Source organism: Brevibacillus massiliensis, assembly GCF_000311785.1.
GTDB classification, from domain to species: domain Bacteria; phylum Bacillota; class Bacilli; order Brevibacillales; family Brevibacillaceae; genus Brevibacillus_C; species Brevibacillus_C massiliensis.
Window position 1 is genome coordinate 120,104 of record NZ_HE978540.1, and the last position, 21,594, is coordinate 141,697.

General features: G+C 55.5%; 23 protein-coding genes. 2 read left to right on the forward strand and 21 right to left on the reverse strand.

The features are described from left to right. Nucleotides 1-30: 30 nt before the first annotated feature. Entirely contained in the window at nt 31-1,686 is a 1,656-nt protein-coding gene (locus tag HGBM_RS13170; RefSeq protein ID WP_019121577.1) for a peptide ABC transporter substrate-binding protein, read from the reverse strand. Nucleotides 1,687-1,750: 64 nt separating this feature from the next. Continuing rightward, a complete protein-coding gene (locus HGBM_RS13175) occupies nt 1,751-2,770 on the reverse strand; it encodes an asparaginase (protein ID WP_019121578.1) in 1,020 nt (339 codons plus the stop codon). A gap of 337 nt (nt 2,771-3,107) precedes the next feature. On the opposite strand from HGBM_RS13175, the gene HGBM_RS30960 reads away from it, so the two are divergent. Beyond that, a complete protein-coding gene (locus tag HGBM_RS30960) occupies nt 3,108-3,275 on the forward strand; it encodes a hypothetical protein (RefSeq protein ID WP_019121579.1) in 168 nt (55 codons plus the stop codon). 85 nt (nt 3,276-3,360) lie between these two features. On the opposite strand, the gene HGBM_RS27405 is transcribed toward HGBM_RS30960, so the two are convergent. Further along, nucleotides 3,361-3,756 (reverse strand): carboxymuconolactone decarboxylase family protein, encoded by a 396-nt coding sequence (locus HGBM_RS27405; protein ID WP_051029674.1) that lies wholly within the window; start codon nt 3,754-3,756, stop codon nt 3,361-3,363. Nucleotides 3,757-4,050: 294 nt separating this feature from the next. Here HGBM_RS27405 and HGBM_RS13190 point away from each other — a divergent pair, with 294 nt between their 5' ends. Then, a complete protein-coding gene (locus HGBM_RS13190; protein WP_020424268.1) occupies nt 4,051-4,929 on the forward strand; it encodes a hypothetical protein in 879 nt (292 codons plus the stop codon). A gap of 357 nt (nt 4,930-5,286) precedes the next feature. On the opposite strand, the gene HGBM_RS13195 is transcribed toward HGBM_RS13190, so the two are convergent. The 18 genes from HGBM_RS13195 to HGBM_RS13280 all read right to left on the reverse strand — a co-directional run bounded on the left by HGBM_RS13195 (nt 5,287) and on the right by HGBM_RS13280 (nt 21,586). Further along, nucleotides 5,287-6,729 (reverse strand): NAD-dependent succinate-semialdehyde dehydrogenase, encoded by a 1,443-nt coding sequence (locus HGBM_RS13195; protein WP_019121581.1) that lies wholly within the window; start codon nt 6,727-6,729, stop codon nt 5,287-5,289. Nucleotides 6,730-6,743: 14 nt separating this feature from the next. After that, complete coding sequence (paaD, locus tag HGBM_RS13200) at nt 6,744-7,247, reverse strand: 1,2-phenylacetyl-CoA epoxidase subunit PaaD (protein WP_019121582.1); 504 nt, start codon at nt 7,245-7,247, stop codon at nt 6,744-6,746. A gap of 14 nt (nt 7,248-7,261) precedes the next feature. Then, the gene (gene paaC, locus HGBM_RS13205; RefSeq protein ID WP_019121583.1) at nt 7,262-8,095 is read right to left on the reverse strand and encodes a 1,2-phenylacetyl-CoA epoxidase subunit PaaC; all 834 of its coding nucleotides are present in this window, start codon (nt 8,093-8,095) and stop codon (nt 7,262-7,264) included. 19 nt (nt 8,096-8,114) lie between these two features. After that, entirely contained in the window at nt 8,115-8,462 is a 348-nt protein-coding gene (gene paaB / locus HGBM_RS13210; RefSeq protein ID WP_019121584.1) for a 1,2-phenylacetyl-CoA epoxidase subunit PaaB, read from the reverse strand. A gap of 9 nt (nt 8,463-8,471) precedes the next feature. Next, entirely contained in the window at nt 8,472-9,440 is a 969-nt protein-coding gene (gene paaA, locus HGBM_RS13215; protein ID WP_019121585.1) for a 1,2-phenylacetyl-CoA epoxidase subunit PaaA, read from the reverse strand. 135 nt (nt 9,441-9,575) lie between these two features. After that, on the reverse strand, nt 9,576-10,403 hold the full coding sequence (locus tag HGBM_RS13220) for a methyl-accepting chemotaxis protein (RefSeq protein WP_019121586.1): 828 nt from the start codon (nt 10,401-10,403) through the stop codon (nt 9,576-9,578). Nucleotides 10,404-10,509: 106 nt separating this feature from the next. Further along, the gene (locus HGBM_RS13225) at nt 10,510-11,721 is read right to left on the reverse strand and encodes an ABC transporter substrate-binding protein (protein WP_019121587.1); all 1,212 of its coding nucleotides are present in this window, start codon (nt 11,719-11,721) and stop codon (nt 10,510-10,512) included. A gap of 37 nt (nt 11,722-11,758) precedes the next feature. Continuing rightward, the gene (locus HGBM_RS13230) at nt 11,759-12,502 is read right to left on the reverse strand and encodes an ABC transporter ATP-binding protein (protein ID WP_019121588.1); all 744 of its coding nucleotides are present in this window, start codon (nt 12,500-12,502) and stop codon (nt 11,759-11,761) included. A gap of 18 nt (nt 12,503-12,520) precedes the next feature. Beyond that, the gene (locus HGBM_RS13235; protein WP_019121589.1) at nt 12,521-13,288 is read right to left on the reverse strand and encodes an ABC transporter ATP-binding protein; all 768 of its coding nucleotides are present in this window, start codon (nt 13,286-13,288) and stop codon (nt 12,521-12,523) included. Further along, nucleotides 13,285-14,313 carry a branched-chain amino acid ABC transporter permease gene (locus HGBM_RS13240; protein ID WP_019121590.1) on the reverse strand — a complete coding sequence of 343 codons (1,029 nt, stop codon included), beginning with the start codon at nt 14,311-14,313 and terminating at the stop codon, nt 13,285-13,287. Before HGBM_RS13240 ends, HGBM_RS13235 begins: the two co-directional genes overlap by 4 nt. After that, nucleotides 14,313-15,191: a branched-chain amino acid ABC transporter permease gene (locus tag HGBM_RS13245; RefSeq protein WP_019121591.1), complete on the reverse strand. Its 879-nt coding sequence runs from the start codon at nt 15,189-15,191 to the stop codon at nt 14,313-14,315. The genes HGBM_RS13240 and HGBM_RS13245 overlap by 1 nt, the downstream gene beginning before the upstream one ends. A gap of 126 nt (nt 15,192-15,317) precedes the next feature. Continuing rightward, entirely contained in the window at nt 15,318-16,145 is an 828-nt protein-coding gene (paaX, locus tag HGBM_RS13250; RefSeq protein WP_019121592.1) for a phenylacetic acid degradation operon negative regulatory protein PaaX, read from the reverse strand. A gap of 144 nt (nt 16,146-16,289) precedes the next feature. Next, on the reverse strand, nt 16,290-16,730 hold the full coding sequence (locus HGBM_RS13255) for a thioesterase family protein (protein WP_019121593.1): 441 nt from the start codon (nt 16,728-16,730) through the stop codon (nt 16,290-16,292). 21 nt (nt 16,731-16,751) lie between these two features. Beyond that, complete coding sequence (locus HGBM_RS13260; RefSeq protein ID WP_019121594.1) at nt 16,752-17,951, reverse strand: thiolase family protein; 1,200 nt, start codon at nt 17,949-17,951, stop codon at nt 16,752-16,754. Between the two features lie 39 nt (nt 17,952-17,990). Beyond that, entirely contained in the window at nt 17,991-19,190 is a 1,200-nt protein-coding gene (locus tag HGBM_RS13265; protein ID WP_019121595.1) for a thiolase family protein, read from the reverse strand. Then, entirely contained in the window at nt 19,187-19,942 is a 756-nt protein-coding gene (locus HGBM_RS13270; protein WP_019121596.1) for a 3-hydroxyacyl-CoA dehydrogenase family protein, read from the reverse strand. The genes HGBM_RS13265 and HGBM_RS13270 overlap by 4 nt, the downstream gene beginning before the upstream one ends. Continuing rightward, nucleotides 19,926-20,783, reverse strand: coding sequence for a 3-hydroxyacyl-CoA dehydrogenase family protein (locus HGBM_RS13275; protein ID WP_026074395.1), 858 nt, complete (start codon nt 20,781-20,783; stop codon nt 19,926-19,928). Before HGBM_RS13275 ends, HGBM_RS13270 begins: the two co-directional genes overlap by 17 nt. 26 nt (nt 20,784-20,809) lie before the next feature. Then, a complete protein-coding gene (locus tag HGBM_RS13280; protein ID WP_019121598.1) occupies nt 20,810-21,586 on the reverse strand; it encodes an enoyl-CoA hydratase-related protein in 777 nt (258 codons plus the stop codon). Nucleotides 21,587-21,594 lie beyond the last annotated feature (8 nt).

Sequence of the window (21,594 nt, forward strand, 5' to 3'; positions counted from 1 at the left end):
GTGTACCCCTTTCTTCACCTGATCGATCCATTACTTCTTGAGAATCTCTGCCCACTTGTAGTCAATCGCAGTAACGGGATGACGCAGGATGCCTTTCACGTTAGGCTGCTGCATGTACACTCTCGTATTGTAGTAGATCGGTACAATCGGCATGTCGTCCATGAACACTTTTTCCGCTTCGTGCATCAGTGCAAAGCGTTTCGTCTCATCGCCCTCGTTTTTGATCTGCTCCAGCAATTCATCGTACTTCGGATTGCTGTAGTGGATCCGGTTGCCCTGATGGCCTGTCTGATAAAGCTCCAGGAAGTTGTACGGATCGCCGTAGTCGGCGGGGATCGTCGAGCGGGAGAACTGCAGCTGTCCCGCGCGCTGCTCAGCCAAAAAAACCTTCCACTCTTTGCTTTCCAGTTTCACGTCGACGCCAAGGTTTTTCTTGTACATTTCCTGCAGCACCTGTGCGATCGCTTTATGGGAGTCGTCCGTATTGTAGGTCATGGTGATCGGCGGAAGCGTGGTGTAGCCTTCTTCCTCCATTCCCTTTTTCAGATACTCCTTCGCTTTTTCCACATCGTTGTCCTTAATAAAGCTGCCGCCCACTTCGCGGAAGTCTCTGCCGTCCGGTTCAGGGAATCCGAATGGAACGTGGGCCAAGGCCGGTGTCTGTTTTCCCTGCACTACTTTGTCGATCAACAGTTGGCGATCGATAGCCAGGGCGAACGCTTTGCGGATGTTGGCGTTGTTGAACGGCGGCATTTTCGTGTTCATGCGGTAGTAATAGATCGAAGCCTCCGACACGTAATTCGCTTCGCCGGAATCGAGCAGCTTCTTCTTCATATCGTTTGGGACGGTTTCAATGCTGTCCAGCTGTCCGGTCTTGAACATCTGGTACTGGGTGTTCTGATCGTTCACCATCCCCCAGTCGATCCCGGCCAGCTTCACGTTGTCCTTATCCCAGTAACCGTCATTTTTCACTACTTTGATGGATTGGTCGTGTACCCACTCCGACATTTTAAACGGACCGTTGGTGACGAAGGTGGACGCCTCCGCTGCAAAATTCGGATTGCTCTCCACCGTTTTTTTGTGCACCGGAGAAAACGCCGGGTTGGTCAGGATGTTTAAAAAGTAACCGGTCGGCGCGCGCAGGGTGATCTCCAGCGTTTTTTCATCGAGCGCCTTTACTTTTACGTCATCTGCGCTGCCTTTGCCCTCATTGTACGCTTCGGCTCCTTCAATGTAGAAGGCGAGGAAGGCAGCCGGGAAGGCGTTTTGCGGATCAAGCATCCGTTTGAAGGCGTATTCGAAATCTCCGGCTGTCACCGGATCCCCGTTAGACCATTTGCTGTCGCGGAGGTGGAAGGTGTACGTCTTCCCATCCTCGCTGAGATCCCACTTCTCAGCCATGGCCGGCTGTGGTACGTGGTTTTCGTCAAGGCGGGTCAACCCTTCCATCACTGCCGTAAGCACTTCGTTCGATACGCTGTCATAGCCTTTTGGCGGATCCAGCGATGGCGGTTCGGTTTTCAGATTGGCGCGCAGATGGGCCGTCGTGTCGACCGTGCCACCTGCGGCTGATTCTTGCCCGGAACCTCCTTGTGCTGCATTGTTTGTTGCGCCAGAACTGCACCCTGACATGACGGCAGTGGCTAACAGCACTGCGGCGCTCAGGGCTTTAAGTCCCTTTTTCATCTGCTTTGCCCCCTTAAAGTGTAATGTATGTCAATATGCAACTCCTAAAATAGGCCGCATATTGCTACAGTTTGGAATTCACAGCCTGCAGCGTGAAATCTGTTTCAATGCGTCCAACGACGATGCCGCTCATGTTTTTCACTTCCGGATTGGTGTACGCCTGAAGCTTGTCAAGCGGGCCGTCGGTGCCAATCCCCAATTGACGCAAGACTTCGTTGACGACGGCGTATACCGCACGAGCGCCGCCATCTTCAATTTTCACGGCGATGCCAAGCCCCCGCTCCCGGTCACCCAGGCAGTACACCGCCTCTGCCCCTGCTTTCCCGATCACTCTTCCGGCAAAGGCACTCATCAAGTCGGTGCAGTAACGCTCTTTGCCGCCAACCATCTCCGGATGCGCCGTCATGGCGTCGGTAATCCGGCGAACGGCGGCCTGGCGGATTGGGCTTGTGATCGTCTCCGGCCGGGCCAGTCGGGCGTAGCCCCAAGCGTAGTTGGCTAACGGCAGCCGGTGCACAGGTACGCCGCAGCCGTCAATCCCCATGTGAATCTTTTCTTTTGGATAGCAAACGATGTCCGCCACGGCATCCAGAATCCGCTGCTGAACAGGGTGTTCCGGCAGGTTGTAATCGGTCGGGTCCTCGCCCATGTGGACCGCTGTTGCCACCATGCCGGCATGTTTGCCCGAACAGTTGCTGAAGATCGGCGTCAATTCCTTGCCGTCGCGAATCAGTTGTTTGTAGCTCTCCTCATCGCGGGGAACATGTGTCCCGCAGCGCAGAACAGATTCCGGCTGCCCGGCGGCATTGAGCATCTTCATCGCCCTTGAGCGATGCCGCGGTTCACCGCTGTGAGATGCACAGCACAGGGAAATGTCGGCAGGCTCGAAACCGAAGCGATCGGCGGCTCCTGTCTCGATAACCGGGATCGTCTGAATCGGTTTCATCGACGACCGGGCATACGTCAGCCGGAACGGGTCTCCGTATTGGTAGAGAAGGGTTCCGGAACCGTCAACGACTGCCACGTGGCCCAGGTGAGTGCTCTCGACGACACCGCCCCGGTAAGCTTTGGCGATCACATTCATAACTGGTTGTCTCCTTTGTCACGCAAATAGATATTTTGCTGTATTGAATGTTTGCAGGAGAATGAACGCAATTTTCATGCCAATAGTAAAGGAGTGTAAAAAATATGCTAACATTGCTAATGTTTATAACCAATTGACGTCCTATTCGTTTATGTATCAACAAAAAAACAAACAATAGGATTATACCCAATTAACCAATTACTCTTCCACAAAAAATAAACAGGGTAACCAAAAACCAACCTATTCTTTTTCCCGGATGACAGCTGGCTTGCTGAATAATCCTCCACCTGCGGAGCAAACTACCAGTTAACCCCAAACAGAGGAGTGATTACCAACGATGACGGACAAAAATGCTCCCTCACAGATGGCAAAAGAGGAACTGGAAACGCTGGGCACACATGCCACAGGCTCCCCCGACCAATACAAAACACGCAAGACGGACGATGTCCAAACGATCGACCCTCCCGACCACCCTGGCGGAGCCGGTTCCTCTGGTGTGTATTGAGCAGCAAAACGGCAAAAAGAGGGCATCCTGCAAGAGCCTATACGGCTTGCAGGATGCCCTCCGCTTCTGCAGCTTGACTTCAGATTCATTCCTGTTCGACAGGGGGCATTTTTCTGGTGGAGATGGCAATTCGGTTCCACGCGTTAATGGTTACAATCGCCATGATGAGCTCCGCCGTTTGGGTTTCGTCGAAGTAGCGGCGCACTTCGCTGTAGACTTCATCCGGCACATGTCCTTCCGTGATCAACGTAACTCCTTCTGTCAAAGCCAGAACAGCCCGCTCTTCGGGAGTAAAGAAAGGGGTCTCCCGCCATGCATTGAGGGCGTAGATCCGCTGCTCCGTTTCGCCCATTTTGCGGGCGTCTTTGGTGTGCTTATCAATACAGAAGGCACAGCCGTTGATTTGGGAGGCGCGAATCTTGATCAGTTCTTTCAACTTTTGATCGATACTGGCGGTCTGCAGGTACTTTTCCAGCCCGATCGTGGCTGCGTAGCCGTTGGGGTTTACTTTGCCGGCGGATTTGTGACATAAAAAACAAAGAGACGAAAAAGTACTCCGGCTGACATCGCCAATCTGTATGATTGGAGTGAAATTCAGAAAGCATGCGTAGTCGATCGGGGGGATTGCCAAAGTGGGAAAAATAGGACAATATACCGAAAAAGATGGAGTCTCACCATTGGTAATTTCGTTACTGTACAAACTTGTCACCCTTTTCATACTATAGGGTTACCGCTTCCAAATTTTTACAAAACCGTTTAAAGGGGTGTGACAAACATGGTGACAAAAGAAAGGCATAAGCGCATCTTTCGGCAATTCACCATCCGGACAGTAGCCATTTCGATGGCGGGATTGCTCTGTTTTGTCGGACAGGCTTTCGCTGCGGAAGCAGACTTTCAGGTAAAGTGGGAAAAACGTTGTGTCAAAGAGGAGACGCGGGAATTGGTGAAAATGGTCGTACCTGCTCAAGACGGCGGGGGGCTGGTCTGGGCAGACGTGACGGACTACCAATTTAAGATACTCCCCCCGATGCTGCTGAAAGTGGATGCAGCCGGCCAGGAAGAATGGACGAAGCGGATGCCTGAGGACTTTTTGATCTCCGATGTCAACCAGGCAAAATCAGGCAGGTTTCTTGTCATGGGAGTCCTGCGCCCGGAGCCGGAAAAGCTGCAGCTGATCAAATTAAGCGGCGGCGAAGACACGGAGTGGATGAAAGCGATCGAAGTGGAAGGCGGGGCGATCAACCCTGGGAGTTACAACGTGTACTGGCATTTCAGCAAAGCGCCTGACGGCGGTTTGGTCGCGCTGGGTCCAGAGCGTCTGGTAAAGATCGGGGCATCGGGAGAAATCGAATGGGAAAAGCAGGTAAACAATGCGAGTCACTCCTATCACAAGGTACTCGTTACCGATAGTGGGGACATGTATTTACAGGGCAATGAAATTTCAGAGGATGTTCAGTTGTACATCGCCAAGCTGAACAAAGAAGGGGACCTGCTGTGGGAAAACAGCTATCCAGAGGCCCGGGGGAAGATGACATCCTTGCACTGCACATCGATTCCGGGGGCAATGTCGTCTGGCAGAAGCGTTACGGTGAATATGCCACCGGAGAAAGAGGCTTATCTCTGTCTGAGACAGAAGATGGCGGCTATATGCTGATTGCACAATTGAAGTCGGAGTATACAGAGCCATCCGAATGAAGTTTCCTGAAACTGGATCATTCCGGCGACAAATTGTGGGAGAAAACGATCTCATTCCCGCAAGTAACCGTTAAGCGGGCCGCTCCACTGGGAAATGACCAATTTTTACTGTTGGAGGAATATTGGAAAAAAAGTACTACGTTTGCCGACAGGCTCGTTTTTACCAAGGTAACGAAGCCGCTATAGTAACTCATGCGCTCTCGCGCAACGATGCGACTGCCCGTCGCACACGTAAGCCCCGCTAGCCAGGCTAGCAGGGCCTTATCCTTACTGGGAGTGAGCTGCGCTCTCCTCTTCCCGTTGTCACGATTGTCTGTTACAGTCCAAAGGAAACAAACTTGGTTTCCAGATACTCATCCATTCCGTAATGACCGCCTTCGCGGCCGATCCCGCTTTCCTTGAAGCCGCCAAACGGCGCCTGCGTCTGGGTCGGCGAGCCGTCATTGATGCCGACGATGCCGTACTCCAGCAGCTCGGCCATGCGGAAGCAGCGCTGGTTGTCCCGGGTGTAGACATAGGCTGCCAGACCGTAGCGGGTGTTGTTAGCCTGCTGTACCACTTCTGCTTCATCCCTGAAGCGGACGATGGGCACGACCGGGCCAAACGTTTCTTCGTAGGAGATTTTCATCTCGTCAGTCACGCCCGTGATCACGGTCGGCTCGCAGTAGAAGCCTTTCGCGTACTCGCCCTCGGTCAGGCGGTTGCCGCCGTAAACCACCTGGCCGCCCTTGTCCTTGGCGTCCTCGATATGCTCCAGCACCTTGTTCAGCGCGCGCTCATTTACCAGTGGGCCGATCTCCGTTTCTTTCTGGCGGCCGTCACCCACCTTCGTCTGCTTCAGGCGCTCCACCAATTTCTCGGTAAAGGCATCCGCCACTTCCTCATGAACGTACAGGCGGTTGGTACAGATGCACATTTGACCGGAGTTGCGGAATTTGCTTTCAAACAGTCCTTTGACAGCTGCATCCAGATCGGCGTCGGCGAACACGATGAATGGTGCATGGCCGCCCAGCTCCATGCTGACGCGCTTCACCTGCTTCGCTGCCCCTTCCATCAGGAGCTTGCCGACGCGGGTGGAACCGGTAAAGGCAATTTTGCTCAGCTTGGGATTATCGATGAACTCCTGACCAATCGCTTCCGGTTTGCCGATGACGAGGTTGACGACGCCTTTCGGGAACCCGGCCTGCTCGATCAGTTCAAACAGGCGAATCGCAGACAGCGGTGTGCTTTCCGCCGGTTTCAGCACCACAGTACAGCCTGCGGCCAGTGCCGGAGAGATCTTGCGCGCGACCATGTTGACCGGGAAGTTCCACGGCGTGATGGCGCCTACTGGACCAACGGGCTGCTTGAGCACCATGATTCGTTTGTTCGCCAAGGAGGATGGGATCGTTTCGCCGTATACCCGCTTCGCTTCCTCGGCGTACCAGACGAAGTTGTCGGCAGCTCCCAGCACCTCTCCCTTGGCTTCGCCCAGCGGCTTGCCCATCTCGGCGGAAATGATGCCCGCCAGCTCATCGCGGTTCTTTTTCACCAGCTCGGACAGGTTGTATAGGAATTTGGAACGCTCGCGCGCAGTCAGACGGGACCAGCCAGCAAATGCCTGGTGCGCCGCTTCAATCGCCTTGTTGGCATCGCGGCCATCGCCAAAAGCGACAGTCCCGATCATTTCTCCTGTAGCCGGGTTCACGACCTGAAGCGTCTCCCCGCCTTCAGCAAAAACCCATTCCCCATTGATATACATTTGCTTGCTCTCTCCCACGACACTCGCTCCTTTCAATCTCCTGAGTAGATTGGTTTCAAGGCTTCAAACGGATTTTTGCAGTGCCGGCAGTACAGAATGCTGCGGCAGGCTGCGGGACCAAACAAGTTCTCCAGCTGTGTATACGGTGAATCGCAGTAGGGACAGGTCACTTTCCACACATCGCCCGGTTTGAAATCCAACGGCGGGGGCGCGATACCGAAGCTGCGCAGTTTGTCCCGGGCATCGAGCGCGATGCGGTCCGATGTCCACGGGGGATCATAGACGAAGTGAACATGCACCTCCGAGATTCCCTCTACTTCCACCAGCTTTTCTGTGATGTTATTTTTCATGATTTCCAGCGCCGGACAGCCGACAAAGGTGGGCAGCACCTCGACGTGTGCCACACCCGAATCCACCCGTACATCGTGAATCATGCCCATTTCCACCATGCTGATCACCGGGATTTCCGGATCTTTCACATCTTGCAGCAGTTTCCAGCATGCCGCTTCATGCAGTTCGTTCGTTTCATGCGCCATGCGGATCACCCCTTTTACCAGCTAGCGGCCGGATCAATGCGGTACACTTCAGACAAGGTTTCCAGCGCACTAACCAGATCGGCTGTATGCTCTCCCGCACGACCGCGTTCCTGCGGCTTGCCCGGTTCGCCCGGCCACTCCAGCCCCGCGCCCTTGAATACTTCTTTCGTCTTCGTCAGCCATTTTTGCTTGAGCAGATCTTCGCCGGCAATCAAACCGAAGCGAACGATGCTCTCCGCCTTTGGCCCGAGATCGCTCAGCTCTCCCGCATCCGCCCACACTTTGGCGATGGCGGCTTCCACTTTTTGGCGGGCCGTATCCGTACTGTTTGCCAGCTGCTTCAGCCACACCTGCCAGTGCATTAGATGGTAGCGGTGCTCGGTCAGCATCTTGCGGCTGACCAGCGCGAGCGGCGCGAAGGAGGAGTTGATCAGAGCCTCCAGGCGGACCAGCTTGTGCAGCCCGTACACGTAGTTGCGGACAATCGAATAAGCCCAGTCGTAGTGCGGGTCGTCGTTGTACTCGCCGATTCCGTTTTTGCGTTCGACCAGGATGGCATTGCGGAACGCTTTCGCTTCGCGAAGCTGCGCGAGATCATCCGCTTTGCCCACACCCAGTTCCTCCAGCATTTCGTAAAACATCGCCGCGTGTCCCATCATGTCCTGCGACATGGAGGAAAAGGCCACATCTTCTTCGATATGCGGTGCCAAACCGAGCCATTCCGATCCCCGGTAAGCGAGAATAAAATCGTCATCAGCAAGCTGGAACAGGAGATCCATCAAGGCTTGCACGTATTCCTGGTTTTGTTTCGCTTGTTCAACTGTTTCTACACGTGACATGTCGCCCATATTCCCAAACTCCTCCCTCTCAGTTGCCGTTGCCTTCATGTTTCTGCTGTTCTTCGTACTTTTCCTTGTGTTGGCGCCATCTTGCCTGCAGGTCTCCGTAGCCTTTTGTCTCCCGATAGCTCTTGTTGTCAAGACGCTCCAGCAGCGGACGCTCCTCCGGCGCGAGACCGTGAATGTCATCCCGCTTTACCACCCAGAGGTTGAAGCAGGGCTCGCGGCGCAGGAAATTTTCCCGCGCCATGGTCAGGGCTACCTCCGCGTTGGGCGCAAGCAGGCTGAACTGATGGACAAACGAGCTGTTGACGTTTTTCTGGCTGAATACTTCATATACAGAAAATGTTTCCTTTTTATTCGCTTCCGTGCTCATTCCATTCACCTACCCTGCCTGGCGACCGAATGACAAGATCGCGTCGCGCACCCATTTGGTTTCTTCATAAGACATGGACCGCAGCTTCAGACGATGGGCCGAACGTGGACCGTTTCCTTTGACAATTTGCTTAAACTCTTCCCAATCCGGCTGCTGGTACACCCATTGATCTGTCGCCTCATCATAATGGATGGTTTCGTCCGGTAGCGTAAACCCGAGGTGGAAGATCCGCGGGACATATTTATTCAGAAAAGCTTGGCGCAGCTCTTCATTTGTCTGTGTGCGAATCTTGAAGCGCATGTTCTGTTCCTGGTTGCTGGTAATCGTGCCGTTTTCCGGCGGTCCGAAGAACATCAAGAGCGATGGCCACCAGCGGGTGATCGCTTCTTGGAGCATCTGACGCTGAGCTGCTGTTCCCTCTGCCAGCTCCAGCACGATGCTTTCGCCATGCTGGGCGTGGAACTTCTCTTCCGCGCAAATCCGGTGCAGCGCGCGCGCATACGGCGCGTAGGAGGAATCGAGCGACATCGTCTGGGTAATGATTGCCGCTCCGTCAACCAGCCAGCCAATCACACCAGCGTCTGCCCAGGTTGGCGCTGCCATGTGGAATACGTTGTGAAACTTCAGTCGGCCCGTAAACAAATCATTCATCAGGTCTTCACGCGTCTTGCCCAAAGGAGCCATCAGGTCTTCCGCTACCCGCAAAAGAAGCTGGCCGTGTCCCATCTCGTCCTGAACCTTGGCCATGATCGCCAGCTTACGGCGAAGCGTCGGTGCTTTTGGCACCCACTCCTTCTCCGGCAGTGCGCCCATAATTTCACTGATACCGTGCATCGAGATCAGCTTGATCAGCTGGTTGCGGTAAGCGTACGGCATCCAGTCGTCCGCTTCGATTTTTTCCCCGCGATCAATTCGCGCTAAAAACGCTTCCAATTTTTCATCCTCTGTCAGATGAGAACGTTCAATCTGTGCTTGCATGGAGAAAGACCTCCTTTTGACCGATTTATTATGATTTTTTAATAATACGTTTTTGTAACGTAATAATATCATAACGTCATACCTTTTTGCAATAGGCGCAACTTTCATTTGATTTCAAGCTTTCTTTTGGTTTGCTTATTCTTCGCGGGCCGTTGATTCCGCTGCCTGCTTCAACTGATCCGCCATGTCCCGCAATCGCTGCATGACCGCGTACAGCTCCTGAATCCGCGTAGACTGCTGAATGCTGTGATTTAACGTATGTTCCATTTGCCCGGATACCACGCTCACCAGCTGATTCATTTCATCCAGGATTCGGAAAATGCTTTTGGCTGACGAAGACGTGGTTTGTGACAAGTGCCTGATTTCCTCGGCTACGACTGAGAAGCCGCGACCTGCTGTACCTGCCCGCACTGCCTCCAGCACAGCGTTTAAGCCCAGCACGTTGGAGCGCGTGGAAAGCGTGCGGATCAAATCGTTGATCTGCGAGGTTTCCGCGATCTTCTTCTCCATCTGCACAGCCGCGTCATTTAGTGTATGGCTGGCCTGTGCCAGGTTATCCGCCTCCTTGGCCAGGCTTTCCGTATGGAGCGCGATATCTTCGAGAGCATCGGTCAAATTCTTGGCAATTTCGCGCAGTCGATCCTCCTGCTCGGTAGTCACGCCGGTGGCCAGACAACCAACCACCTGTCCGTCCTCGATAATGGGGTAGCCCACAGCCACATAGGGGATCCCGTAAATCTCCTTGCCGATTTTGCGCACAACACGCCGCTCCTCCGCAACCGCCGTGGCATTGATGCTGCCCGGCCGGAGCGAGTCGCCCACCTTGATCCCCAGGTTTAACCCTGGTGCCGGATAATACGCCAGGAACTTCTCCCTGTCCGTGACTCCTACCATGCAATCGAACAAAAACGCCTTTTGCAGAATCGGCGCAACTGTAAGAATACTGCCTAGCAATTGAGACATGTTCGTACCTCCTTGCGTCTGGTGAGAAAACGGCCATCCCCTCCGCTTCCATCCTTTCGCGGAAAGAACAGCCGTATAGGTTACAGTCTGTATCGGTCGTTTCGCTTTATTTTACGACCTGGTATTTTCCATCCTTCACTTCAACCATGATCATGCTGTCTTCGGTCAGACCGTTGTGATCTTCAGCGGAGAAGGTAAACTCGCCTGTTACCCCCACGTATTTTACCGTTTCCAGCACTTCGCCCAGCTTGGATACATCGCCGCCTGCCTGCTTCAGACCTTCCACCAGCAGATTCAATCCGTCGTAACCGTAACCGGCAAAACCATCCGGCTCCGCATTGTAAGCGGCTTTATAGCTATCCACGAATTTCTTGATGATGGCCGCCTGCGGGTCGTTGGCATCCACTTGATCCGGCACCAGCAGTTTACCCGCTACCATCAGGACGCCGTTCGCCGAATCCCCAGCCAGTTCCAGGAACTTTCTGTTGGCAGAGCCGTGGCTGCTGATGAACGGAATCGTCAAGTTCAGCTGCTTTGCTTCCTTTACAATAGTCGCCGGGCCGGGGTTTGTACCCGCCACGATCAGCGCCTGCGCATCGGTTCCCTTGATTTTCGTCAGTTGGGAGCTCATCGACGGATCTTTGGTCCCGTATTTTTCCTCGGCAACTATGGTGATGCCGTATTCTGGGGCATACTTCTGCAGCTGCGCTGTCCAGCCGCTGCCGTACGGGTTGCTGTCGTTCAATGTGGCAATTTTGGTGATGCCTTTTTCCTTCAGGTATTTAAAGATGCGCTTGGTTCCGTGTACATCGGTATGCGGAGTTTTAAAGATGCCCGCACGAACCGGATTGGTAATCTGGTCGGCGGCTGCCATCGAGATCATCGGCAGCTTTTCCGCTGCGGCAAATTCAGCCATCCCCAGGGACGGCCCGCTTCCGGAGGAGCCCAGTACGGCAACCACCTTTTCTTTGGACACCAGCTTTTTAATCGCCTTCACCGCTTCGGTGTTGTCGGACTTGTCGTCTTCAAACACGACTTCCAGCGGATGTCCATTTACCCCGCCCTCGGCATTGATCTCTTTTACCAGCATTTCAACCGCCTGCTTTGCCGGCACTCCAAGCGGACTGTTCGATCCCGTCAAGGAAAAGATTGCTCCCACCTTGATCGGCTCCTTGCTGGTCTCTCCAGCCGAAGCGGTTTGCCCTGCCCCTGCCCCGGCGTCTGCAGCCGGTTTCGCTCCCCCGCCACAGGCACTGAGCAGGACGAGGGAAGCGAGCGCCAACGGATACAGCCATTTGGTCATCTGTCTTTTTTTCATCGTAACCCCCCCTTGATTTTCGGTTTTCTTGTATAGGTCAAACCGCTTCATGAGCATGGCCCAGATAAGCGGATTGCACACGTGAATCGTTTCTGATCTCTTCAGCGGTTCCCTCCAGCATGACGGTTCCTGTGGAGAGCACGTAGGCGCGGTCAGAGATAGCCAGCGCAGCACGGGCATTCTGCTCCACCAGAAGAACGGTCGTCCCCCACTGGGAACGAATCTCCTGCACGATTTGCAGGATTTCCTTGGCGATCAGCGGCGCCAGTCCGAGCGACGGCTCATCCAACAGCAGCAGCTTCGGCCGTGAAAGCAGCGCCCTCCCGATCGCCAGCATCTGCTGCTGTCCGCCCGAGAGCGTCCCGCCCAGTTGCCACTTCCGCTCCGCCAGAATCGGAAAGCGCTGGTAGACGGTCTCCATTTCTTTGGCAATCTCCTTCTTGCTGGTCTTGGGCATCCGGTGAGATGCGCCCAGCCAGAGATTGTCTTCCACCGTCAGCGTGGAAAAGATTTGCCTGCGCTCCGGCACATGGGCCATGCCCCGGCCAACCACCAGTTCCGCCGAAACGCTTGTAATGTCGGCATCGCGGAACCATACCTTGCCCTCCTTGGCGCTGTGCAACCCACAGATGCAGTTCAGCAGCGTGGTTTTGCCCGCTCCGTTGGAACCGAGCAGGGAGACGATCTCCCCCTCGTTCACTTGCAGGTTGATGCTGTGCAGCACTTCCACGGGACCGTAGCGTGCGGTCAGATTCTCCACTTTCAGAATCGCCTTCTCCATCTCGTCACCCCACCTGTCTCACTCTTCGTCCTCGCCCAGGTACGCCGCGATTACCCGCGGGTTTTCCTGGATTTCGCGCGGTGTTCCTTCCGCTATTTTGGTTCCCTGATCCAGCACCACGATGCGGTCGGCAATCGTCATGATCATGTCCATGTCATGCTCCACCAAGAGGATGGCCGTGCCGTTTTTGCGAATATCCTGAAACATCCGGCTCATCTCTAACGTCTCCGTATGATTCAAGCCAGCCGCCGGCTCATCCAAGAGCAACAGCCGCGGCTCCGCCACCATCGCGCGGGCGATTTCCATCAGTCTCAGCTTTCCGTAAGGCAGACTGCCCGCAAGCGATGCGGACTCCGCGTCCAGTCCGACATGCTCCAGCCAGAGTTGGGCCCGCTTTCGCATCTCGCGCTCTTCGCTCCGTGCGCTTGCCAGATTCATCCCGCAGGCAAACAGGCTGGAGCGCGTCCTCGTATGCATCCCCACCATCACGTTTTCCAGTACCGTCATGTCATCGAAGGTTTGCAGATTTTGAAAGGTTCGCGTGATGCCCAGTCCGGCGTATTCATAGCCTGGCACGCTCGCCATCAGCTTGTTGTCAAACCGGATTTCCCCTTCAGATGGAGGGATGACCCCCGACACCATGTTGAGCACCGTGCTTTTTCCCGCACCGTTGGGACCGATCAGCGCCAGAATTTCCCCCTGCTGCACCTGAAAATCTACCCGATTGACAGCCCGAACGCCACCAAAATCGCGTGAGAGGTTTTGTACTTCCAACAGTGCTGTCATGTCGCCGCCTTCCTTTCCACCACTTGCTCCGACTGTTTCTGAACCTGTTTGGCCTTTGCCCTTTTTGCGGCCGCCTTTTCATAGGCTGCGCGAATGCAGGGGACGATCCCCTCCGGCATGAACATGATGATCAGCATAAGAATGGCGCCGAACACAATTGTATCGAAGTCGCCCTGCAGGCCCGGGATCACTTCACTCAGCATCACAAGGCCTTCGCTGATGGAATTGATCAGCACTGTACCGGCCAATGCCCCCCAGATGCTCGTCATCCCGCCGATGACCACCATCGTCAGAAACTTGATCGAATCGTGCAGCCCGAACGGCTGCGGGTCGAGGATCCCCATGTAGTGGGCGTACAAGCCGCCGGAAATTCCCGCAAACATGCCGCTGATGACGAAGGCATTCAGCTTGAATTTGCGCACATCAATACCCATCGAAGTAGCGGCGATCTCGCCTTTGTGAATCGCCCGGAACGCCCGGCCGACCCGCGAATGCAGCAGATTGAGCGAGAAGAGCAGGACGCAGGTGACCACACCCCAGATCAGGTAGTACATGGACAACTCGCTTTCTCCGAAAAAGGGAATCGGTGGGATGCTGATCATCCCGCTGGCCCCGCCGGTTACCGGTTCCCACTCATTGATTCCGATCTGCACGATGTAGCCAAACGCGAGGGTCGCCATCGCCAGATAGTAGCCCTGCAGTCCGGCGATCGCACGTCCCAGGATAAAAGCGAACAGCCCTGGCAAGAGCCCTGAGGCGATCAGGCCGATCAGCGGGGAAAGGCCGTATTTTGTAGTCAATACTGCCGACGTGTAAGCGCCGATTCCCCAGAACGCGGCTTGACCAAGCGAAATTTGACCGGCAAGCCCCATCACCAGACACAGTCCGATGGAAACAACCGCATGAAGACCGATGATAATCCCTACTGAACGGTAATACTCATCCGGCATGATGAAGGGAAAGAGTATCACCAGCAGCAGATAGATTCCGAAGCTTTTTCCCCATTTGTTGATCGCCTGCATCATCATAAACCTCCCTTGCCTACACTTCGTTCACCAAAGATGCCGGATGGCTTGATCAGGAGCACGCCAATCAACACGAGAAACGCGAAGGCGTCCTTCATCCCCGAGCTGACATAGCCCGCTCCCAGCGATTCCACGATGCCAAGCAGGAAAGCCGCGGCCGTAGCCCCCAGCGGATTGCCCAGTCCGCCCAGAATCGCGGCGGAAAAACCCTTGATGCCGAGCAGCACGCCGACGTCGTAGGAGGTGACGTTGAGCGGCGCAATCACGATGCCCGCGATGGCACCGGTAGCGCCGCTGATCGCAAAAGCAAGCATGCTCATTTTGGCCGGGCTAATGCCCATCAGGCGGGCGGCCATCGGATTGATTGAACAGGCATTGATCTTTTTGCCCAAAATCGTTTTTTCCATCAAAAACCACAGCAAGAACAGAATGATGAGGACTGACAGGAGAATCCAGACGCTTTGCTGGGCGATATTGACGCCCGCAAACGAGATCGGCTCATTGCTGGTAATGGGTGCGAGGGCAAACGCATCCTTGCCCCAGGCAGTGCTGGCAATGCCGCGAATCAATGTGGATATGCCGATTGTCAAAATGATCAAACTAATTGGATTGCTATTTTTCACATAGGCAATGACGTATTTCTGCATCAGCACCCCGATCAGCGTGACAGCGGCGATAGCCAGGAGCGCGGCCTCGCCGTACGGAATATTCATACCGATCAGTGCCACGGTCATCATGCCGCCAAGCATCAGGAACTCGCCCTGCGCCAGATTGATCACTTTGCTGACACTGTAAATCGTGATGAATCCAACAGCTACGATGGCGTAAATCCCGCCGCTGACAAGGCCGTTTGCAACATATTGAAGCAATTCCGTCATATCTGTGCTGTACCCCCTTATTTCGCACATTTTTATCCCATTTGAAACGCTTACAATATATTTTTTGGAAAACACTTAGAAAGAAAAGCCTTAGATGTACTAGGGCTTTTCTTTCCTCGGCCTCCACTATTTTTGCGGCGCTGCCTCATAGACGGACTCGAAGAATCGAACTGCCCCTGGATTAAGCATGGAGTAGTAATTTTGAAACAACTGATCCGCTTCCTTGCCCAACCAGACCTCCGGCAGCAATTCCTGCGGCAGATCAGGGTCGATGAACAAAAATTTGCGGTACTGGTGAACCAACTTGGTTTTTTCCACAAAGCAGTAGCTGTCGGCTACCTCCTTGTTTTGGCGGAGGCAATCTGCCAGCGCCTCATACTGTGGACGATAGGCATCGATAAATTCCTTGTACTTCTCATTGATTTCATCGATATTCCAGCACTTCTGCACCAGTTGCTTGGGATCGCTCCAGCCGAGATGCTCGGCCGTGAAAATCTCCACATGCTCCGTAATCTCGTATGCCTCGGTCAGTTCCTTGACACGGTCGGCGAGGTTGTTGGGACTGATCCAGGTACTGGTCGTCAGCATGCCAAATCCCATCCAGCCCAGGTCCTTGCGCAGTTGATCACGCAATGCTCGGCGCTCCTCGGGTATATTGTAGCTGGCAATGCACCACTTCCCGTCCCAGACATCCGTCTCCACCTTGTAGATCCGTGCGGCCGCCTCCTCCAAGCGTTTCTTGCCCCGGCTGGACACGGAGTAATAGCTGCGGTTCCCTACTTTCCGCGATTCCAGCCAGCCTTGGCGGAGCATCCGGGAAATGGCCGCTCGAACTGCCGGTTCCGACAACCCGAACTCCCCCATCAATTTGGTCAGACTGCCGATCCAGATTTCACTTCCATAGTGGCGGACATATTCACCGTAAATGGTAAAAAGCATGGATTGTGGCTTCACGTATCACTACCCCCAGATCGATTCATACTATTGCTGTGAAATTGTACCATATTCTCTGCAAGCACGTGAATCGACCCAGTGAATATGTCGATAAATTAATATTACGTAATTGCAACGTTATTATATTAAAACGTTTCACGATAGTCAATTTTTTCTGTCACTTCTGTCGCATTTATTTTTCGTGTGGACCTCTTCCTGCAATTGCTGGAATCTCTGCCTGACTTCCTGCTTGTTGAAAATCGCCTGCGTAAACGTGCCCAACCCAACCAGATTGCGGGTGGTTTCCGCTGTGACCTGGCAAACCACTCGTTTTTCCGTCACATCCGTGCACACGGCGCGAAAGGTGACCTCCTGGCCGACTACCGCCGGTCCGACATGCTTGATATTGAGGGCAAAGCCAGAGCCTTCCTCATGCTCCTCCAGATAGGGCAAAATGACGTATCGCCCGGCCTTTTCCATGTAGTAGATCATGCTGACGGTGGACATCACCTGATGGACCACCTCACCGTCAAAGGCCGGGAACATTTCTTCCGTTACCGTGACCGTACACTCCGCTGTCGCACCTGGCTGCAGTCCGCTTTTCAAGGATTCCGCCTCCTTTTGGCCTTACATCCGCTCGATAATCGTGGCGATGCCCTGACCTACGCCGATGCACATGGCGGCCAGGCCGTAACGGGCGTCGCGCCGCTCCATTTCATACAGCAGCGTGGTGAGAATGCGCGCCCCGCTGCATCCCAGAGGATGACCCAGCGCGATCGCTCCGCCGTTCACATTGACCAGCTCGGGATTTACCCCCAGCTCGCGCACGCTGGCTACCGCCTGTGCGGCAAACGCCTCGTTGAATTCAAACAGGTCGATCTGGTCGATCGTCAAGCCCGCCTGCTTCAGTACCTTGCGTGTAGCGGGAACCGGACCGATGCCCATGACGGAAGGATCGACTCCGGCGACAGCGGAAGCCACGATACGGGCGCGCGGCTTCAATCCCGCCGCTTCCGCCGCTTTCTGCTCCATGACCAACAGGGCGCAGGCCCCGTCATTAAGACCGCTGGAGTTGCCTGCTGTTACAGTGCCGTCTGCCTTGAATGCGGGCTTCAGCTTCTGCAGCTGCTCCATCGTCGTCTCCGGGCGTGGATGCTCATCGCGCTCAAACAGCGTGACTTCCCCTTTGCGTCCGCGAATCTCCACCGGAACAATCTCCGCTTCCCATTTTCCTTCGGCCAAAGCACGGGCATAGTTCTGCTGACTTCTCAGTGCAAATGCGTCCTGATCTTCCCGGCTGATCTGGTATTGTTCCGCCACATTTTCAGCCGTTTCGCCCAAGCTGATCGGCGGATACATTTCGACCATTTTATCGTTGACCAGCCGCCAGCCCAGCGTGGTGTCCACCAGCTGCTGATTGCCGCGCTGAAAAGCTGTGCCTGGCTTCATCATCACCAGCGGCGAGCGGGTCATGCTCTCGGTGCCGCCAGCGATATACACCTGGCCGGCACCTGCCTTGATCGCGAGAGCCGTTTGGTTGACAGCCTCCAGCCCGGACCCGCACAGACGGTTTACCGTCACACCGGGAACATCGACCGGCACCCCTGCCAAAAGAAGGGACATCCGGGCTACGTTGCGATTATCCTCTCCCGCCTGATTCGCGCAGCCAAAAATCACATCGTCGATACTCTTGGGATCAATCGGGTTGCGTTCCAACAGTTTGCGAATCACCAGCGCTCCCAGGTCGTCCGGGCGCACATCCTTCAATCCGCCGCCATAGCGGCCGATTGGCGTCCGCAAGGCGTCTACAATAACAGGTGTATTCATCTCCGACTCCTCCATCGCGTACAGACTTCTCCCCTACCTCTACAGTGCCTCCACCAGCGTGGCCAGGCCCTGTCCGCCGCCGATGCACAAGGAGACGACTCCATAGCGCTGCTTGCGGCGGCGCAGTTCGTACAAAATCGTCCCCAGCAAACGTGCGCCGGAACATCCCAGCGGATGGCCCAGGGCAATCGCTCCTCCGTTCACATTGGTCTTCTCTGGAGGGAGCCCCAGCTCGCGCATGCAGGCAAGCGCCTGCGAGGCAAAGGCTTCGTTCAGCTCAAACAGGTCGATCTGGTCTATACTCATGTTGACCTCAGAAAGCAGCTTGCGAATGGCTGCAACCGGTCCGATGCCCATGATGCGCGGATTCACGCCGGCACAAGCAAAATGAACAATGCGTCCAAGCGGTTCCAGACCGGACTCTTTCAGCTTCTCTTCGTTCATGAGCAGCACAGCGGCCGCACCATCATTGATGCCGGACGAGTTGCCCGCCGTGACGCTGCCGTTTTTGCGGAAAGCCGGGCGCAGCTTGGCAAGCGACTCCAGACTCGTATCGCGGCGCGGGAATTCGTCCGTGTCAAACAGCGTTTCTTCTCCCTTTTTGCCAACCAGGGTGACCGGGATGATTTCCTCGCGAAACCGGCCTTCGTCGATGGCGGCCAGGGCCCGCTGCTGGCTCTCCAGCGCAAACTGATCCTGATCCTCGCGGCTGATGCCGTATTGCTCGGCGACGTTTTCCGCCGTATCCCCCATGGTCAGATCGCCATAGAGCGAAACGGGCGCAGAGCGCGGTCCGCCGAACGATTCCATCAGCGTCTGTCCGCCGCGCTGGTACGGCTGCTCGAATTTTTCCATGATATACGGAGAGCGGGTCAGGTTTTCCACGCCGCCAGCCAGCATGACGCGGCTGTGTCCCGCCTGGATCGACTGCGCCGCCAGATTGATCGCTTCCAGTCCGGACGCGCACACCCGGTTGACGGTCAGCCCCGGCACGGACTCCGGCAGTCCAGCCTTCAACAGCCCCACGCGGGCGATGTTGATGAAGGGGCCTGCCGAAATCACGTTGCCCATGATGACGCCATCCACCGCGTCACCGGTCTGGCCTGCCCGCTGCAATGCCCCGTTCAAGACGATAGCCGTCAGATCGTCGATGGGTGTGTGTTTCAGGCTGCCGCCCAGCTTGCCGATGGGCGTGCGAACCGCCGCTGCCACATACGCATCCGATTGTGTCCGCCTCATACGCCACACCCCCCTTTTGCGTCATAGGTGTAAAAGCCCTGCCCGCTGCGCACACCGACTCGGTTGGCCAGCACCAGCTTGCGCAAAAGCGGCGCAGTCCGGTAGCGCTCCTCCGCCAGATCGCGCTGCAGTCCGCGAGTAATCGCATAGATTTCGTCCAATCCGATCCGGTCCGCCCACTCCAGTGGTCCGTATGGGTAGTTGGTTCCCTGTTTCATCGCGGTATCGATGTCCCTGGGTGTCGCCGTCTTTTCCATCAGAGTGAAGGCGGCTTCATTGATAATCAGCGAGAGAATGCGCGGAAACACGAGGCCCACCTCGTCCTCCACCCGTTCCGTCTCCTTGCCGAGCGATTGGAAAAACGATTCTGTCGCCCTGACGGCGGCTTCCTCCGTTTGCAGCGCGGGGGCGATTTCGATCAGTTCCCGTTCCGCCAGAGGCGCCAGAGTTCCAAATCCGCAGACTCGCCCGGGATGCTTTGTCCAGGAGGCTGTCTCCGTCGCGGTGATCGCCAGCGACGTGGTGACGATCGGCACCGCTGGCACAAGCAGTTGATCCAGCTTTCGGATCAGCTCCTCTTTTGCCTGCAAATGGACGCTGTTCACTTCGATGGCGAGGGATACGGCCTCCGGCTGGACTGCCGCTTCCTCAAGCGAGAGCACCCGGTATCCGCGATCCGTGATCAACTGATGCAGCTCCCCATAAAGCGGACTGTCGCCCACCAGTAAAACGGCCTTATTTGTTGTAGTCATAGAAACCTTCCCCCGTCTTTCTGCCCAGGCTTCCGGCCTGTACCATCCGCTGCTGAATCCGGCTGGGCTTAAATCGTCCTTCGTGGAAGAAATCGGTATAGACCGATTGGGTGGTGGCAAAGTTGATGTCGATGCCGATCATGTCCTGAAGCTCAAACGGCCCCATCTTGAATCCGCCGGCCCGCTTCATGATCCGGTCGATCTTTTCCACATCGGCCAGGTTGTCGCCGAGGATGCGCAGTGCTTCGTTGTAGTATGGACGGGCGATGCGGTTGACGATAAAGCCCGGCGAGTCCGTAACCAGCACCGGCACCTTGCCCAGCTCCTCCGCAAAGCGATAGGCTCGCTGGACGTTTTCCTCGCTGGATTTGGTTCCCCGGATCACCTCAACCAACGGCATGACCGGCGCGGGATTGAAAAAATGAAATCCGAGGATGCGCTCGGGATGGGGCAATCCCCCGGCAATTTCCGTGATGGAGATGGAGGAGGTGTTGGTCAGGAGCAGCGCGTCGCTGCGGCAAATCCGGGAAAGTCCGCCGAAAATGTTCTTTTTCAAATCAAGCCGCTCCGGCACCGCTTCAATCACAATGTCGCACACAGCCAGAAGCTCCATGTCGGAGACGAAGTCCACCAGTGCGAGCGTTTCCGCTTTCTGTCCGTCACTTATCCTGCCTTTCTCCACATCCTTGGACAGGGTTGCTTGCAGATAGGTGAGCGCCTTGTCCAATACAGCCTGATTGGTATCCAAGAGCTTTACCTTATGTCCTTTGCGGGCACAGACCAGGGCGATCCCCGCCCCCATCGTACCCGCGCCAATTACACCAACCGTTTCTGTATGCATAGCCACTTGCCGAGCCTCCCTTTCACCTAGCGGCCCTTGAACCGGGGAGCACGTTTCTCCATGAAAGCGGTAACCCCTTCCTTGTGATCCTCCGTGCTGCCCGCCGCCTCCTGCGCGTATGCTTCGTATTCCAGAGTCGCTTCCAGACCCATCTCTAGTCCCTTGTACATCGTGCGCTTGATCAACCCGATGGCCAGGGTAGGCAGCGCAGCCAGCTTGCGCGCGTATGCCAACGCTTCATCGTGGAACCGGTCTGCCGGGTACACCTGATTCACCAGACCGATGCGTAGCGCTTCCTCTGCAGAAACCTTTTCGCCGGTCATCGCCAGCTCCAGCGCCTTGCCGATCCCGACGATGCGCGGCAGGAAGTAGCAGCCGCCCGAATCAGGCATCAGCCCGATGTTGACAAACGCGTTGACAAACGACGCCTTGTCGGACGCGAGCCGGATGTCGCAGGCAAGCGCCACGCTCATGCCCGCCCCCGCAGCCACGCCGTTGACTGCCGCGACGATGGGCTTCTCCGTTTTTTGGAACTGGAGAATCATCGGATTGTAGCGATTGCGCAGAAAGCCGCCGAAGTCCACATTGCCGCCCTGCACATCGCCGAGATCCTGTCCGGCATTAAACGCGCGGCCCGCTCCCGTAAACAGGATGCAGCGGACTTCGGGGTCCTTTTGCGCCTGCTTGAGCGCGTCCGTGATCTCCTTGTTCATCCGCTCTGTAAAGGCGTTAAACTTCTCCGGACGGTTCATCGTAACCACCGCTACGCCCTCTGACACCTCATAGAGAATCGTTTCGTACATGACTGCCT